The organism is Enterococcus sp. 3H8_DIV0648 (assembly GCF_002140655.1).
Lineage (GTDB): Bacteria > Bacillota > Bacilli > Lactobacillales > Enterococcaceae > Enterococcus_A > Enterococcus_A hulanensis.
Genome location: NZ_NGLG01000001.1, coordinates 3,357,218 through 3,372,891, shown reverse-complemented (window position 1 = coordinate 3,372,891; position 15,674 = coordinate 3,357,218). Strand labels below are relative to the sequence as shown.

Below are 15,674 nucleotides of genomic sequence, written 5' to 3'. Positions count from 1 at the left end.
ACACAATACACGTACAATATTTTCCACCGTGCGTTCTAAATTGGCTTCGCCTGACTTCAAGGCTGCATCCAACGATCCTGCCTTATCTAAAATACCAAAAATCGCCGTCATTCCCTCGTCGTATAACACCTCTACTTGTTCGCCAATATATCCAGCACATGCAAAAACCGGTTTGTTGTATTTTTTTGCCAGCTTCGCGACACCATAAGGAGTTTTTCCGAATTTCGTTTGAAAATCCATACCACCTTCACCAGTGAATACATAATCGGCATGAGCAATTTCTTCTTCTAAATGTGTCAACTCGATCACTAGATCGACACCAGAATGCATACTAGCACCAGCAAAAACTAACAGCCCTGCTCCTAAACCACCGGCCGCACCAGCTCCAGCTTGTTTTGCGATATCTATAGCTAAATCTTTTTTGATGATCTCGGCATAATGGGCGAGATTTTTATCCAGTTTTTCAACCATTTCAGGTGTTGCCCCTTTTTGCGGTCCAAAAATGACGGATGCACCGTTCGGCCCAGTCAACGGATTCGTCACATCGCTGGCAATCACGACCTCGGTATCCGCAAGTCGCGCATCAATCGTTGTCATATCGATTTTTGCTAATCTTGACAAAGCACCGCCGCCAGCCGCAAGATCATTACTATTCTTATCTAATAAGCGAACACCTAATGCTTGTGCCATACCGGCACCACCATCATTTGTGACACTTCCGCCGATACCGATGATAATTTTTTTCACGCCTTGATCCAAAGCTGCCTTGATCATTTGACCGGTTCCGTAGGTCGAAGTGATCAGCGGATTACGTTTTTCCTCGGCTAGTAATTCGATCCCGTTAGCTTTTGCCATTTCAATCACAGCAGTCTGTCTATCTGCCAGCAAACCGAAATAAGTCCGAACTTTTTCAGTCGGTATCGGCCCTGACACTGTCACTTCGACGCTTGTACCGCCGCTGCCATCGACTAACGCATCAACTGTCCCTTCTCCACCATCCGCCATCGGCACCTGAACCACTTTTGCATCAGGCAAAACTTTGCGGATGCCGCGTTCCATTGCTTCACAGGCTCTTTTCGCACTCATACTCTCTTTAAAGGAATCTGGCGCCAATACAAAAGTTTTCTTCATTGAACTTTCCACCTCCTAATAACCATACTCTTTCCACTATAGTATCGCTCAAAAAAGGGATGCTAAGCAAGCGGTACGAAGAGTCAGCGTTGAAGTTTTTCTTAACTCTCGGGCAGATAAATTGCTTTCGTTTTTTTACCCCGTATACTGGAAGCTAAACTAAAAAAAGCAGGTGATCTTATGTATGTTGTCAAAGTCCTCCATGGTTACATTGGTAAAGAAGGTCGTCGCACCCGTGAAAAAGACCCTGAGAAACTTTGGATATTCCAAAGTAAACAAGAATCCGAGCAGTTCGCCGAAAAAATCGGCGGCCGCAGCAAACATGTCTCTAAAATCAGAAAAGATTGATTAGAAAAAACTGCGCATCCTAATGGTGCGCAGTTTTTAACTTAAGCATATCAATTTTAAATGATGACTATCCGTAGTAAGGTGAAATTATAAATATTTTAAAGGAGGACACACTTATGCCTTGGAACATGAAAGATTACCCAGCCTCAATGAAGAACTTAGATCCTTTGATTCGAAAAAAAGCGATCGATATCGCCAATGCACTATTAGATGATGGTTATCTCGATGATCGAGCGATCCCGATTGCTACTAGCCAAGCAGAGAAATGGTACGACGATGCTTCTGCAGAAGAAAAAAAGGATTTTCAAAAAGCAAAAGCACCTCAAAAAAATGATAGCCATGAGCACGATAAAAACGCGAAGAAGTTAATGAATGCGGATGTTCAAGTCAAATATCATGAGGACAAATGGCTCGTTATTTCTGAAAATGCCAGCCAAGCCAGTGACACCTTCGACAAAAAGGAACAAGCAGTTGAACGCGCCAAAGAAATCGCCAAAAATAAAAATTCCTCTGTTAAAGTTTACAAACAAGATGGAACGTTGCAGGACACTTTTGATTATTCTTAATTTCGTTTATAAAGTTTTGTGAACGACGAGATACAAATAGACAAAAAAGGGACCAAAATCGTCATGACGATTTTGATCCCTTTTTTTGAACAACGCGCACTAACCGGCGTTCACTCTATCAATCTTGCAAATCATTAATAATTTGTTTTGAAATTCTATTGAAGGTAGAGATGTCTTCATTTGATAAATTGACAGTCATTTGGCTTTCGATATCTGACATAATCTCCTTTACCTTTTCTGCCACCTCAACGCCTTTTGGAGTTAATTCTATGATAGTTAGGCGCCGATCTTCTTCTGATTTATTTCGAATGACCAAACCGACTTTTTCCATGCGAGAAATAGAGGTAGTCACTGTCGAATGGTCGATACAAAGGTATTGTCCTAAGCTTTTTTGAGAGCACGGCTGCATTTCAAGTAATGCTAAAAGTGCCATTTCTTGGCCGGGATATAAATTTAAAGAGCGGATTTTTTCAGATACCACTGCTTTATGAGCTGTCGCAAGTTCTATGATATCAGCCCCCAAAGGACTAATATTACTTAACAAAGAAACGATATTACATTGTTCATCTTGATATCTCATAAAACCTACTCCCTAAAGTTCAATTATTTTTGTTCGTCAAGCGTTGGATAATCGATGTAGCCCTCATCTCCTCCGCCAAAGAACGTTTTACCGTCTGGTTCATTTAACTCGGCTCCTTGTTTCACTCGTGAAATAAAATCTGGATTGGCCAGTGCCCATGCACCGATAGATGCCATATCGGCCTGCCCATTTTTAATGTCATAATCCAGCTTTTCTAACGGACGCCCCATGCGATTAACAATTAACACATTATCCCAATTATTGCGTATATTTGTCAATATATCTTCCCGCCCTGTATACAACACATGCAGATAGGCTAAATGAAGTTTATTTAATTCCTTAGTTAGGTAATCATATACCTCCACCCCGTCTTGACCTTCATCAATTGTACTAAAATCAGTATAAGGCGAGATGCGAAAGCCGACTTTTTCAGCTCCTATCTCATCGACAATCGCTTTTGCAACTTCGATAGCAAACCGCGCCTTATTCTCAACTGTTCCACCAAATTGATCCGTACGCATATTTGAATTTTCACCTAAAAATTCATGGATCAGATAGCCGTTCGCCCCATGAATTTCAACACCATCCGCACCAGCTTCGATGGCAGCTTTTGCCGCCTTTCGAAAGTCCTCAATTGTACTTTCGATTTCTTCAACCGTCAGTTCACGTGGTGCAGGCACTGGTTTCATCCCTTCAGCAGTAAATATATGGCCATTCTCTGGTGCGATAGCAGACGGTGCAACGCCTTGATGATGATCACTTGTATTTTCTGGATGATTCATCCGTCCAGCATGCATAAGTTGAATGAAAAATTTACCGCCCTTCTCGTGGACCGCTTCTGTGACTTGTCTCCATGCTTCGATGTGGTCTTGTGTATAAATTCCCGGACTCTTTAAATAGCCCTGACCTTCTAACGATGGTTGTGTTCCTTCACTGATCAATAATCCCATAGAAGCACGTTGAGAATAATAAAGTGCTGAATGATCGTCTACAGTTCCATCATCATTTGCACGGTTGCGAGTCATGGGAGCCATAACTAAACGATGGGGCAAATGCATATCTCCTACTGTAATTGGTTTCCATAACGTATTAAATTCCATATTAAAAAACTTCCCTTCTTTTATGTTGTCGACAACTTAATACGAGCATAATCGAATAATAGGTTGTCGTCAACTTATTTGATTGTGAGCATTTTGAGAATGCAGTGAAAAGGAGCGGAGCTTTTCCAGTCATAAAAATAGACCCATTGTTGATAAAGAAGATCGGTCTAGCATCGTTAACAATTATAAAAAGGCAAAAAAATAAGCACCTACCGTGTTCAACAGTAGCTGCTTTCAGTACGAACAGTAATTGTCCATTAGAGGATTACACTCCTTATGCGATTTTTGCTAATTCTTGTACTGCATTTTCAATTGTTGTACCTGTCGCAAATTTATTTTCGTCTTGTTTGTCGAAAACAATAAATAGATTTAAGTTAGTATCTAAAGTTACGCGGTACTCCAACTTGTTGTTAGTGAATGTCATATAGCATTCTCCTTTCTCAATTAGTGACGAAAGGCAACTAAAACGTTCATAACGAAATTCCATAAATGAGTATACCACAAATGAAAGACTTAACCTAATAAAGACGATTGCAAGTCAAGTTTCTTCTATTATAATAAAGCAAAAAGACTCTGGGATAGAGTCTAATCGAAGGACACGCTTTGTTCTTCTAATTGTTTAATTAGTTCGGTAACATACGCATCCTGAAAATCTTTTCGAAAGTTGTTCAAAAATTCATCTGAAATTGAATCAAAATTGCTTTCTGAATAGTCTAGTAATTCTTTGGGCGACTCGAACTCTGCGACAACAGACGCGGTGTCGAAAGAATCGGCCACTCGTATCGAGACAGCCTTCATTAGAGAAACGACATCAATTTGTGTTCTTAGCATAAACTCACCTCTTGTATTGAGTGTAACACACGTTGAATTAACTAGCTGAGAAAACAATCTTACTCTTAATCTGCAATCTCATCAATGAAGTTGGAAATATCTTCTTTAAAGATGTATTGGCTAAACTGTTCACTTAATATTTTGCTAATATTCCGATAAGCAAACGTAGGTGTATTCGGTATCGTATAGTAATAAATACCATTCTTTTCATAGACTGAATCAGTAACGGTCGTTAATTCATTTCCCTCAATAGCATTCCCAGCATCAGCGGCAATATCAATAATAAAAGTGCCCTTTTTCAGCTGCGCCTGTTCTTCAATCGTCATGATCGGTGTTCCCGCATCTCCCACTTCGATTCCATTAATGATAATGGAATATTTATCTAGCTGCTGCTTAAACTGAGGAAGTGTCTTTCGATAAAATAGTTGGACAGATGAAGTGATTTTAGAAATGGCATGAAACGCTCCTTGGGCGGTATTCCCTGAACCTAAAATAGCAATTTCGAGATCACTATCTGGCAGCAGACCGAAACTCAACAATGCATGTAATACTCCAGCATACCCGGCGTAAAAACTATTTTGATAGACAAAATTTTTAGGAATCAACTTTGTTGGGTAAGCTTTCCCTTGATGATACATCGTCGGTTCTTGATTATCGATATCGAGAACATAAAGATTTTTAGGAAGCGCTTGCGTTTCCATGAACTCTTTACCAGATCCCAGCGGATGGGTCCAGCCAATAATCACTTGATTTTGACGAATCATATCATAATCAGACGGTTGGATGATTTTTAGCGAAAATATACTATCACATGAGGCAAAAATTTCAGAACGGGATAAGATAGTGCAGCCTGCTTTTAGATAATCCTCATCAGGAATCGCTAAAAAATCTCCGAAACCGCTCTCAATATAAATTGAATTGGCGAATTGTTTAATGTGTTCAGGTAACAAAGGAATCCGACGCTCATTTGGAAAATTTGACTTTATAAAACCTAATTTCATAATTCCATCTCCATTTCAATTTTTAAATTTTGTATAGATTCTTTCTTTAAAAAAGTGTTTCAAGCTAACGCCCTCATGTTTCCTCAGTCTAACACAGTTCCCAAGTTAATGTTTTAGAGCATGATATCGCAATTTCTAAAGTCAGTCTGCGGCCTGTACATTATGGCGAAAATTTTTTGGACCATTTCTGACTATGCGTGAAGTGAAAAAACTGCTTGAGAGACTTTCGATCGATCAATTATGTTTTCTTTGATCATCGTTGCTGCAGTGTTGTTCTTAGGTACTGATGCTTGGTCCTCCTAGTCACACAAAAAACCTAATCATCAATTAAGATGATTAGGCCTCTCTTTGAAATTAGATTCTTGTTTCTTTACATCTTGTACTTCGAATTAACTGATGCCTTCTAATAAATCAACAACTTCTGTTCTTGATTCCGCCGCCAAAAGAAACTTGCGGTATCTCTCATCCATTAATTTCCGAGAAATTGCTGATAAAATCTTTAAGTGAAGATTGTTTTCTGCCTGTTTAGGAATTAAAATCGCTAAAACAAATCGGACGTTGCTGTCATCCATCGTTTCCCATTCAATATCAGCAGCATTTCGTAAAATGATGATTGAGGGAACCTTAACGGCTTCATTTTGAGTATGAGGAATAGCAAAACCATCAATCATGCCTGTACTCGTCTGGGCTTCTCGTTGAAATAATCCCTCCACAACTTTCTCTTGATCCGTTATTCTGCCATGTTGAAAAGCAATGGCAGCTGCCTGTTCAAATACTTCTTGTTTGGAGCTGCAGCTTTGGTTCAAATCGATCAATTCTTTAGAAATAAGTTCCATGTTATCCCTCCGCAGCCGTTAATTTATTGTATGAGCGTTTCTTGAAATAGCCTAACAGCAAACCGCTGACAATTGCGCCAATAATGATAGATAGTACCCAAAGATGTGCCTTTTCTACTACAGGAATCACAATGAAACCGCCATGCGGTGCTGGATCTTGGACACCAAACATATAAGTCAAAGAAGCACCGATGGCTCCCCCTAACATCATAGATGGCATATTTCGCAGAGGATCTTTGGCTACAAATGGAATCGCCCCTTCTGTGATATGAGTACAACCTAGTAAAATATTTACAATACCTGAACTGAATTCTTCTTCATCATAATATTTTTTGAAACCTAATACAGCGATCCCGGTTGCTAACGGCGGCACGATGCAGGCAGCTGAAACACCGGCAATCATGTATTGATTTCCTTCAGCAAGTAATGCTAAGGCAGTCACGTAAGCTGCTTTATTAAATGGACCGCCATAATCAATACAGCACATCACACCTACTAAGGTTCCTAAAACAATGGGACTAGAATCTTGGAAGCTGGCAATAAATCCAGTCAATGAACTATTTAACCATTCAATTGGTTCTGCTAATAAGAGCATAATGACACCAGTTATGAAAACGGCGCAAACCGGTAACAAGAAAATTGCTTTTAAACCGTCTAAAATTTTAGGAAGCTTCTTAAATGCTAGACTTAAGAAGTAAACTACGTAGCCGCCAAGAAAACCAGCAAAAATACCGCCTATAAACCCTGTTCCGCTAGTATCTGCGATCATACCGCCTATGAATCCTGCAACTAATCCCGGCGTGCTGCTGATACTCATCCCGATATATGCAGCGAAAATTGGAACCATCAATCCCATTCCGACCCCGCCAATTGTTTTGATCATGGCAGCGATTTCATTATATTGTGCACTGGCCGGATCGGCACTATAAATCCCCCATAAGAAAGACATCCCCGTCAGAAATCCTCCTGCCACAACAAAGGGCAGCATATGAGATATTCCGTTCATTAAGTGTTTATACATTGCACTGCCTAAAGATAATTTACCTGAAGAATTAGTTTTAGCGTTTGTATTTTTCTTCACATTAGAAGCTGCAGTTTCTTCGCCGCCTATGACGTGTCCCCCGCCGTTTAATGCTTCTTCGATCAATTTATCAGCTTCTTTAATTCCCTGAGTTACGGATGCTTCAACAACTCTTTTGCCAATAAATCGATCCATTCCCACATCTTTGTCTGCGGCAATGATCACGGCATCTGCGCCAGCTATTTCTTCATCCGTTAATCCGTTTTCGACTCCAATTTGACCATGCGTTTCTACTTTGATAGTGATATTTTTAGCTTTAGCCGCCATTTCCAATGCTTCTTGCGCCATGTAGGTATGGGCAATCCCAACAGGACACCCCGTTGCTGCGATAAGTTTTACCATTTTTTTCGCCTCTCTTTCATTTTATAAGCAGGTCTCAAACAATACTGATTCAGTTATTTGAGACCTGCATGTTTTATTTATTGCATACTGAATACTTTCATTGATTCTACTACATTTGACTTCATCCCATCGATCCCTTTTTTGCTGATCTCATCGAAGAAGGGAATTTCTGAGCCTAAACTCGTGACATACTCTTGAACTTTTTCTCCGCCTGCCTTGTTCATATAGGCAAAGTAGTTAATTTTACAGATTCCATTTTTGATTGCTGTTTGCATATCTTCTTTTGAAACACCTGAGCCGCCATGCATCACTAGTGGAATATCTACTACATCTGCGATTTCAGAAACTCTAGCTAAGTTTAGTTCAGGTTTAGTTAAATAAATGCCGTGAGCTGTACCAAAGGCAATCGCTAAACAATCAACATTGGTTTGTTCGACAAATTTCTTCGCTGCTTCCGGATCTGTATACATGTCCTCTCCGCCGTGCTCCTCCACATTGTATACGACACGATCTTCAGCGTCGGCTTCGCCGCCAACCTCAGAAGTAAAGACATGACCTAATTCTGCTTCAACACTCGCACCTAAAGCATGGGCAATTTTGACCATTTCGCGAGTTCCTGCTACATTTTCCTCGAAGCTTTTGTCCGATGCATCAAACATCACTGAAGTAAAACCTAATTCCAAAGCCTGGACACACAAATCGAAGGAAGTTCCATGATCTAAATGAACAGCTACCGGAACCTTTGCATTTTTAGCATACTGAACCATTATCGGGCCAATCTCCGCTAATGGGATAACCGGATCATGAACTTGAGCGTGTGCCAAGATTACTGGCTGATTCAATTCTTCAGCAGCAGCAATCACTGCACGAACTGCTTCAAGATTGGGAGCGTTATAGGCGCCAATCCCATTTTTTTTTACTTGTGCTTCTTTCAATAAATCATTCATTTTTGCCAACATTACTTTTTCCTCTATTCTTTTTTATTCTTCTAACAGATAATTCTCAGCTTCTTTAGACCAAATACCATTATTATTCTTGAGTATCGCACCTAGCTTGGTTGTAGATGCTATCTCTTCAATAGCCTGCCGAGCCATTTCTTTTTCTACGTACACTAATTTTTTCCCGCCGCCAATTTCAGGCTGCGTCAAGGTCGTCTCTGCAACAGCATCTAAACCTAAAATATGGGTCACGATCTTAGCAACATCCACTGTTTTATTTTCAATTAAAGCAATCGCATCACGCATATCTTCTGTCGTACCACCTGATGTTCCGACGTAATGAGTGTAATAATAGTGAACATTATAGAAATTAATCGATGATCGGAATGCACGATCTTGCGGTCCAGCAAAGAAATTCAAACAGCCGTCTTCCGCTAATAAATCTGAAGCCATCGCTACGATTCCTTCCGTCGGTACCATGACAAAAATATCATCAAAACCATTCGGCGCGATTTTTAGCAGGGCTTCCTTTTGCTTTTCCAACGATTGGTCTGCAACATTAACAAAAGAAGCCGTTGTTTCTTCAGTACTTGGATAAAGTTTTTCAGCTCGAGACAATTTATCAGAATTCAAATCGGTAACCACCAAATTTCGTGGTTTCACCTTCCCGTGTAAGGCATAATCAATGGTCAATAAGCCCATCGGCCCAGTTCCGCCTAATAATAAGAAATTGCCATTTTCTTTGATTCCCATCTGGTGATCATAACTTCCCGGCTTTAAATGGTAATTGGCTTTAAAAGCACCCACGACACATGATAAGGGTTCAACCAGCGAGCCTTCGAAATACGTATCACCATTAAACTCAAGCAGGCAATCCTGTTTCATAACATCATTAGGAATGACAATGTATGTCGCATCTCCGCCGCAATATTTGTAGGAATATCCTGGACAAGAAGGATCATCAGGCAATTGTAAATTCGCTTGGCAAACATATTTTTGTCCTTTTTTGAATTGATCACTCCATTTATCACCAATCTGTACCAGCTCACCACAAAATTCATGTCCGATGATGATCGGTTCACTTTTCAAGTCATCCGGTGATTTCTTATGATCTTCTCCTTGCTTTGCCAGTTTCCAAGTAGACATACAGATACTATCTGTCACGATTTTCATTAGAATTTCATCTCGTTTAATTTTAGGCAAATCAAATTCTTCCAAACGCAAATCTTCTTTTCCATATAAACGTACTGCTTTTGTTTTCATTATCATTCTCCTAGCCTCTCGTTTTTCCGCCGGCAATATTAATCGTTACGCCGCTAATATAAGAAGCTCGATTGGATATTAAATAAGCGACTGCATCCGCGACTTCTGTTAACTTACCGCTTCTACCTAACGGAATCGTACTGGTTTTGCTATAACCTTCTCGCAGCTCATCAACAGTCAAGCTTCTGGTATATGCTAGCGATTCTTCATACGCTAATGTGCGCAGACCTGTTTCTTCCATAATTCCTGGTGCTAAACCAACTACGCGGATACCATGCTTTCCCAGCTCTTTAGACCAAGAACGAGTCAAACTGTTAACAGCCGCCTTGGTGGAAGCATAAATACTTTGGCCTTCTGAACCTTCCAAGCCGCTTTCTGAAGACATATTGATGATCACACCAGCTCCTTGGTTGACGAAATGTTTACTTACTTGCTGGCTCATCAAGTAGATCCCTTGTAAATTAACACTGATCATTTTTTCGAATAAATTATCATTAATTTCATGTCTGCCCTTAGGATCAACTAACAGAGCCGGCATATTGATCCCTGCATTATTGATTAGACAATCCACTCTTTCAAATTTTTCCAATGTCTGAGTCACAACATTTTCGACAGAGTCTCGCGAAGAAACATCCGTTTTAACAAATAAGAGATTCTCGTGTTGAAATTCTCCTTCATTCAAATCAGCATTCGTTACCTTTGCACCTAACTCGCACAGTTCCTTAACGATTGCTGCACCAATTCCAGAGGAGCCGCCGGTCACGATCGCTTTTTTTTCTTTAAGGTTTAACCACTCTTCCAAGATATTCAAATCCCTCCAAAATTTTTACATAGGCCTATGTAGTATTTGTTAACGTTTACAGTTATAATTATAGCGATCAATCATTTTTGAACAATATCTTGCGGTATTTATTATCAACAATCACATAAGCGTGCTTTTACGATCAAAAATGAACAATTATGAAAAGGAGTCTTTTTATGATACCAATTGAACGCCATGAAACAATTCTTGATTTGTTAAAAGAACGGAAGTTTATCACTACTGAAAAACTAGCGAAAGAATTATTTGTCAGCAGCGCTACAATTCGAAGAGATTTGAGTATTTTAGAAAAGCAGGGTCAAATTAATCGAGTCAGCGGCGGAGCAAGCATCATCGAGCCTGTTGTTTCTCCTTTAGATCTTTCATTACACTACACAAACCGAATCCAATTAAAGGAAAAGGAGCACATTAGTAAAATAGCAACTACCTTAGTTAAGGATGGGCAGACCATATTTCTAGATTCAAGTACAACCGTGATGAAGCTGGCAGAAAAATTGGAGCGCTTTGAAGATTTGATTTGTTTAACAAATTCGGTGACGACCGCTCAAACAATCTTACAATTCGATAAAAAGAAAGTTCATTTGACTGGCGGAGAGGTGAACCCTTCCTATATGAATACTTATGGAACAGAGGCAGTCAATAACATTAGCCTGCACTATAGCGATATTACTTTTATTTCCGGAAGAGGGTTAAGCGAGAAGGGCATCTCTGACACCAATCCTTATGAAGCAGAAATAAAAAGAAGTTTTGCTAAAAATACTCATTGTCTAGTCGCTTTGATCGATCATAGTAAATTTGATGTTACGCATTTCAACATTAGCGTGCCCTTGAATCACATCGATATTATTGTTACTGATCAAGCATTACCTGCTCAATTACAAGAAAGCATAGAAAAACTAGGGATACGTGTAATGTATTAAGTCTTCGGTTACATCTAAATGGGACTTAGGCCGCTCTTCACATTCGACCTTGACGAGTTACATCTTGGTTTGAACTTTTTGTTGACGTCTGATGGATGGTTATGTGGTGACCGTTGGAACACGATCGGTTGGAAGCTTTGCTTAATTCTCTTTTGGAGCATAAAAAATAACCCAATCTCCTATAAGAAGATTGAGCTTCAGGGTGATACTAGATGCTTGCATATCAAAAAAATCATAGGCTATTTTTAAAAATCTGCATCTTCCATAATTTCCTTTAAATGTTTAATAGAAGAAGTTGTTACTAACGCTGCACTTCCACCAAATTGATCCGTGATATGCTTTAAAACCCAAGAATTTGGTTTACTCTGTTTTCTCACAAAACTTAGCCGTTCGCGATTTTCTAAAGAATCATATGCTGGATCTAAGATTTGATCTGCGTTGTATTGGCCCTTTAACAATGGAGAGTAAGCAACTAATTTTAACTGAGGATAATTTTGCAGATAACTTGCCATATCTCTGTTTAATGCTACTTGAGGAAACAAATCCGCTGTTGCAGAAGGAGACAAAAAGCTGTAACGTTGCTGAATCGCGCTGAAAAAAGGCCAGCCTTTTTCTTGGCAAATCAGGCGCGCACGCTCAACACGCCAAGCGAAAAAATTGCTGCAGCCTATCTCCTTAACTACTCCCTGACGGACTAAATCAGCTAAAGTACCCATTACCTCTTTTTGTGAGACTGAAAAGTCATCAATATGCAGGTATAGTAGATCGATTCTGTCAGTCTGAAGATTTTTTAAAGATCGTTCAACTGAACGCAACAAAACATCTCTTTTAAGTCCCTCTACTTTAGAAAATCCCTTTTCTTTGGAGGTCGCTAAAGCACCCAGCTTTGTAGCAATAACCATCTCTTCTCTTCGCTTGGTTTGTTTTAGCCATTCTCCGATAGTTCGCTCACTTTCTCCGCCATCGCCGCCGTTCCAAACGGCATAGTTATTAGCCGTATCTAAAAAGTTTCCTCCCAACTCCACATATTTTGATAACAATAAATGCGCAGCATTCGCATCCAGTTTTGTTCCAAAATTAATCGTTCCTAAACCAATCTTACTCACCTTTAAATCATTTCCTATTTCTATTTTATCCACTTCATTCACTCCTTTTCTTAAGTATAAGAGCCGCTTTTACGAGGTACAAGAAGGTACTTTAAAGTGGTATACTTACAAAAAAGTAACTAAAGAAAGAGGTGTTGACCATCAAACAAGAAGATTGGGAAGATACCTGTCCATTAGTCACGGCTCAGAGAATTATGGCTGGCAAATGGAAATTATCGATCATCTGGTTTTTAGCTGAACATAAGGTTCTGCGCTTTAATCAATTAAAAGCCGCTTTTGATGACCCAAAATTGACGCAAAAAATGCTGACCCAGCATCTGAAGGAACTGCAGCAAGATCAGCTGGTCAAACGAACAGTGTACAACACAGTTCCGCCAAAGGTTGAGTATTGTTTAAGTGATCTAGGCGAAAGTTTTATTCCAGTCATGCGTTCCATGGAAAATTGGGGCAAATCTTATCAAAAAAATATAGGACTATAGAAAAAAGGATTCGATTGAACAAAGAGGTTCAAATCGCGTCCTTTTTAGTCTTTAGAAATATTAATTCATCATGCTGTTAAATTATTGAATCGATGAATCTTCTTTTTTAAATAATACGGAATTTCTGTGAAAATAAAAGAAAGGAAATTCCTGCTAGTGGGTAACGAAGTAAAATTCGTTTTTTCGCTGTAAAGATCTTGCGTGTCAGAAAAGGACTTCGGATGAGAACATTAGATTGTGCGTCATTGGATAGAAGATATTATTTCTCCGAGAATAAATAATTTCTGACGAATACTTTCGTAACCATCTCAAACTCTTCTTTGCTTAATTTATCAGAATAGTCCAATTTATATAATGCCTGAATAGGAGTGGCTCCTAGTGTCCTAAATTGCGTCTCCATTTGTGCGAGCGCTTCTTTTTGCTGATCGTTCATCTAATGCATTCTCCTCTTATAAGTCTTCCCTCCATCATATCAACAAACTTTCACGATTAAAATCTTATAGTAAAAGTAATTTGTGCAGCTTACCGAAAAAAATATTCTCAAACGAGTATCATTTTAAGGAAAAAACTGCTCAATAGTCATGAGCAGTTTTAGCTTGTTCTTCGAATAATTAATTTTTCTCTCTTTCAAGTTAAGAAAAAGCACCACATACCGGTGGAGACTATCCTTCATGAACGAACGATTCGTATGTGTCCCCTATATATAACTGTGAATAGGTTTGCTCCGCTAACCGATAGCCTTGCCCCCAAGAGGTCTCAATGATTTCTCCTTCTACACCAAACTCTTCCAGCTTTCGTTTCAATTTTTTGACTAAAGTTGAGAGTTGAGACATGGTGGAGTTTGTTTTAGGCTTGCTCCACATTTCTACGCAAAGATCTTCCCGAGACGTGAACACTTTCTGATGCTGATACAGAATCGTCAATAATCTGGACTCTCCTACACTTAACGGAAGGCTCAGAATATCTATGCTCTTTTTCGTAGGGCAATGTAACAAGGTACTATTCGCTAATTCCACTTGATCACAAATCAATTGATCTCTTAACGTTTCCAACGTTGGATGACACTCAACCCAATCAGTGAGTCCGAGCTCTTTCCATTCGAGACAGCGGTTTTCTTCCAAGCATTCGTCTGTTTTTCTCAAGAGAATAATTGAAGGTTGCTTCAATTTATTGATAAGTTTGATTGCTTCCTTATTATCAATAGTTTCACTTATAATTACTTGATGGAACATCGACAGAAAGTCACGTGGCAGTTGATCATACATAATGTTTTCAAATATGGTTAAGGATGTAAAAACTTCATTACCTAAATGCCTTAACTGCTTTTCAAAACTTACCTCATGCAATACGTTTTTCGTTAGTATTAATATTCTGGTCATAATGTCCCTCCATCTTTTGTGTTTTTAGCAATTTGGAAAGTAATGCAATGGTTCTTATTCATACCTAGTTATTCCTGAGTATCTATCAACTGAGTAAATTACTATTAATGATTTAATTTTCATTTTTTTCGTCGTTCAATTGCTTCAATAATGCTTTTTGCTTGTTGTTTTTGCGTATTAAATAGATGGCAGCTAAGGCGAACACCGCAACTAGCGCCCCAAGAATAATGATCATGGTATAATCCTCAGGTTCAACATCTGGATCGGCTTCGTTAAATTTATTGGCTTTTTCACGAGTTACAGTGAACGCTTCATTGATTGGCCATTTATTATCTCCAGAAGTGATCGAGCCCGTCAGAACATAATCACCTGCTTCATACCTCTTCCCTTGCATAGATACAAACAAATCAAAAATAGTATTGGGGGCAAATTGCATTTCCTTTTGATCTGTTTTAGCAATTACCTCATCCGAACCTTTTTTCTTTAATTCAGCCTGAAAATGAACTTTATTTATATATGTAGGGGCAGTATTACGTACTTTCAAAGACACTGCATTTCGTACGTTTAATTGGTCCGCCTGCGCTCCTTCAAAAATAACTTCTGGAGTAATTAACTTTTCATTATTTCGCAGCAGTAAACCAATCTGATAGCCATAAAGATTTTTTAAACTAGTTGATGTTTCTTTTTTTGTCGTTTCTTCAGTTCCTTCAGTCGAATTATCTTTTTGGGCTAGATATATTCCCCCGGCAATTACACCATTAAATTCTTCTGAGGGCATGGTAATTGTCAGCTTCAATTCTTTTTCTTCCTGCGGTGCTAGTACCACCTCATTTCCTGCCAACTGAACAATATCTTCTATATTATTTTTTAAACTCTTATCATACACACGTTTCTTATTATTATGATTGGAATATTCAACGACTCCGTTAGAATTGGTCATAGCTGAATTTATC

Annotated in this window: 19 protein-coding genes; 4 read left to right on the top strand and 15 right to left on the bottom strand. The window is 39.1% G+C overall.

Annotated elements, in window-relative coordinates; genetic code table 11:
* On the bottom strand, positions 1-1,131 hold a 1,131-nt coding region (locus A5875_RS15440; protein ID WP_088934404.1), incomplete at its 3' end, for a glycerate kinase family protein.
* A 180-nt stretch (positions 1,132-1,311) separates the two neighbouring features.
* Here A5875_RS15440 and A5875_RS23755 point away from each other — a divergent pair.
* Entirely contained in the window at positions 1,312-1,479 is a 168-nt protein-coding gene (locus A5875_RS23755; protein ID WP_088934403.1) for a hypothetical protein, read from the top strand.
* A 116-nt stretch (positions 1,480-1,595) separates the two neighbouring features.
* A complete protein-coding gene (locus tag A5875_RS15430; RefSeq protein WP_088934402.1) occupies positions 1,596-2,045 on the top strand; it encodes a DUF2188 domain-containing protein in 450 nt (149 codons plus the stop codon).
* Between the two features lie 118 nt (positions 2,046-2,163).
* Here the strand turns inward: A5875_RS15430 and A5875_RS15425 are convergent, their stop codons facing one another.
* From A5875_RS15425 to A5875_RS15385, 10 genes are all read right to left on the bottom strand, one after another.
* Positions 2,164-2,625, bottom strand: a complete 462-nt coding sequence (locus A5875_RS15425) for a MarR family winged helix-turn-helix transcriptional regulator (protein ID WP_088934401.1) — start codon at positions 2,623-2,625, stop codon at positions 2,164-2,166.
* A 23-nt stretch (positions 2,626-2,648) separates the two neighbouring features.
* The gene (locus A5875_RS15420; protein ID WP_088934400.1) at positions 2,649-3,725 is read right to left on the bottom strand and encodes an alkene reductase; all 1,077 of its coding nucleotides are present in this window, start codon (positions 3,723-3,725) and stop codon (positions 2,649-2,651) included.
* Between the two features lie 274 nt (positions 3,726-3,999).
* Positions 4,000-4,149 (bottom strand): hypothetical protein, encoded by a 150-nt coding sequence (locus A5875_RS23750; protein ID WP_010743699.1) that lies wholly within the window; start codon positions 4,147-4,149, stop codon positions 4,000-4,002.
* Between the two features lie 161 nt (positions 4,150-4,310).
* Positions 4,311-4,556 carry a toxin-antitoxin system, toxin component gene (locus A5875_RS15415; protein ID WP_088934399.1) on the bottom strand — a complete coding sequence of 82 codons (246 nt, stop codon included), beginning with the start codon at positions 4,554-4,556 and terminating at the stop codon, positions 4,311-4,313.
* Between the two features lie 65 nt (positions 4,557-4,621).
* A complete protein-coding gene (locus tag A5875_RS15410; protein WP_088934398.1) occupies positions 4,622-5,557 on the bottom strand; it encodes a N(5)-(carboxyethyl)ornithine synthase in 936 nt (311 codons plus the stop codon).
* 389 nt (positions 5,558-5,946) lie between these two features.
* Complete coding sequence (locus tag A5875_RS15405) at positions 5,947-6,393, bottom strand: PTS sugar transporter subunit IIA (RefSeq protein ID WP_088934397.1); 447 nt, start codon at positions 6,391-6,393, stop codon at positions 5,947-5,949.
* 1 nt (position 6,394) lies between these two features.
* Positions 6,395-7,816, bottom strand: a complete 1,422-nt coding sequence (locus tag A5875_RS15400; protein ID WP_088934396.1) for a PTS fructose transporter subunit IIC — start codon at positions 7,814-7,816, stop codon at positions 6,395-6,397.
* Between the two features lie 77 nt (positions 7,817-7,893).
* A complete protein-coding gene (locus A5875_RS15395) occupies positions 7,894-8,775 on the bottom strand; it encodes a class II fructose-bisphosphate aldolase (RefSeq protein ID WP_088934395.1) in 882 nt (293 codons plus the stop codon).
* Between the two features lie 21 nt (positions 8,776-8,796).
* On the bottom strand, positions 8,797-10,017 hold the full coding sequence (locus A5875_RS15390) for a zinc-binding dehydrogenase (RefSeq protein ID WP_088934394.1): 1,221 nt from the start codon (positions 10,015-10,017) through the stop codon (positions 8,797-8,799).
* A 10-nt stretch (positions 10,018-10,027) separates the two neighbouring features.
* Positions 10,028-10,819 (bottom strand): SDR family oxidoreductase, encoded by a 792-nt coding sequence (locus tag A5875_RS15385; protein WP_088934706.1) that lies wholly within the window; start codon positions 10,817-10,819, stop codon positions 10,028-10,030.
* A gap of 176 nt (positions 10,820-10,995) precedes the next feature.
* Here A5875_RS15385 and A5875_RS15380 point away from each other — a divergent pair, with 176 nt between their 5' ends.
* Positions 10,996-11,757: a DeoR/GlpR family DNA-binding transcription regulator gene (locus tag A5875_RS15380; RefSeq protein ID WP_176244697.1), complete on the top strand. Its 762-nt coding sequence runs from the start codon at positions 10,996-10,998 to the stop codon at positions 11,755-11,757.
* Positions 11,758-12,002: 245 nt separating this feature from the next.
* Here the strand turns inward: A5875_RS15380 and A5875_RS15375 are convergent, their stop codons facing one another.
* Entirely contained in the window at positions 12,003-12,896 is an 894-nt protein-coding gene (locus tag A5875_RS15375) for an aldo/keto reductase (RefSeq protein WP_088934392.1), read from the bottom strand.
* Positions 12,897-12,997: 101 nt separating this feature from the next.
* On the opposite strand from A5875_RS15375, the gene A5875_RS15370 reads away from it, so the two are divergent.
* A complete protein-coding gene (locus A5875_RS15370; protein ID WP_206919522.1) occupies positions 12,998-13,342 on the top strand; it encodes a winged helix-turn-helix transcriptional regulator in 345 nt (114 codons plus the stop codon).
* A gap of 259 nt (positions 13,343-13,601) precedes the next feature.
* On the opposite strand, the gene A5875_RS23745 is transcribed toward A5875_RS15370, so the two are convergent.
* The 3 genes from A5875_RS23745 to A5875_RS15360 form a co-directional block, all read right to left on the bottom strand.
* Positions 13,602-13,775: a hypothetical protein gene (locus A5875_RS23745; protein ID WP_176244696.1), complete on the bottom strand. Its 174-nt coding sequence runs from the start codon at positions 13,773-13,775 to the stop codon at positions 13,602-13,604.
* A gap of 229 nt (positions 13,776-14,004) precedes the next feature.
* Entirely contained in the window at positions 14,005-14,721 is a 717-nt protein-coding gene (locus A5875_RS15365; RefSeq protein WP_088934391.1) for a helix-turn-helix domain-containing protein, read from the bottom strand.
* 112 nt (positions 14,722-14,833) lie between these two features.
* Positions 14,834-15,674, bottom strand: an 841-nt coding sequence (locus tag A5875_RS15360; protein ID WP_088934390.1) for a DUF3324 domain-containing protein, incomplete at its 5' end; no start/stop codon positions are given.

Coding starts and splice junctions, on each gene's coding strand:
- A5875_RS23755 (WP_088934403.1), top strand. CDS start 1,312: ATGTATGTTGTCAAAGTCCTCCATGGTTACATTGGTAAAGAAGGTCGT.
- A5875_RS15430 (WP_088934402.1), top strand. CDS start 1,596: ATGCCTTGGAACATGAAAGATTACCCAGCCTCAATGAAGAACTTAGAT.
- A5875_RS15425 (WP_088934401.1), bottom strand. CDS start 2,625: ATGAGATATCAAGATGAACAATGTAATATCGTTTCTTTGTTAAGTAAT.
- A5875_RS15420 (WP_088934400.1), bottom strand. CDS start 3,725: ATGGAATTTAATACGTTATGGAAACCAATTACAGTAGGAGATATGCAT.
- A5875_RS23750 (WP_010743699.1), bottom strand. CDS start 4,149: ATGACATTCACTAACAACAAGTTGGAGTACCGCGTAACTTTAGATACT.
- A5875_RS15415 (WP_088934399.1), bottom strand. CDS start 4,556: ATGCTAAGAACACAAATTGATGTCGTTTCTCTAATGAAGGCTGTCTCG.
- A5875_RS15410 (WP_088934398.1), bottom strand. CDS start 5,557: ATGAAATTAGGTTTTATAAAGTCAAATTTTCCAAATGAGCGTCGGATT.
- A5875_RS15405 (WP_088934397.1), bottom strand. CDS start 6,393: ATGGAACTTATTTCTAAAGAATTGATCGATTTGAACCAAAGCTGCAGC.
- A5875_RS15400 (WP_088934396.1), bottom strand. CDS start 7,816: ATGGTAAAACTTATCGCAGCAACGGGGTGTCCTGTTGGGATTGCCCAT.
- A5875_RS15395 (WP_088934395.1), bottom strand. CDS start 8,775: ATGTTGGCAAAAATGAATGATTTATTGAAAGAAGCACAAGTAAAAAAA.
- A5875_RS15390 (WP_088934394.1), bottom strand. CDS start 10,017: ATGAAAACAAAAGCAGTACGTTTATATGGAAAAGAAGATTTGCGTTTG.
- A5875_RS15380 (WP_176244697.1), top strand. CDS start 10,996: ATGATACCAATTGAACGCCATGAAACAATTCTTGATTTGTTAAAAGAA.
- A5875_RS23745 (WP_176244696.1), bottom strand. CDS start 13,775: ATGAACGATCAGCAAAAAGAAGCGCTCGCACAAATGGAGACGCAATTT.
- A5875_RS15365 (WP_088934391.1), bottom strand. CDS start 14,721: ATGACCAGAATATTAATACTAACGAAAAACGTATTGCATGAGGTAAGT.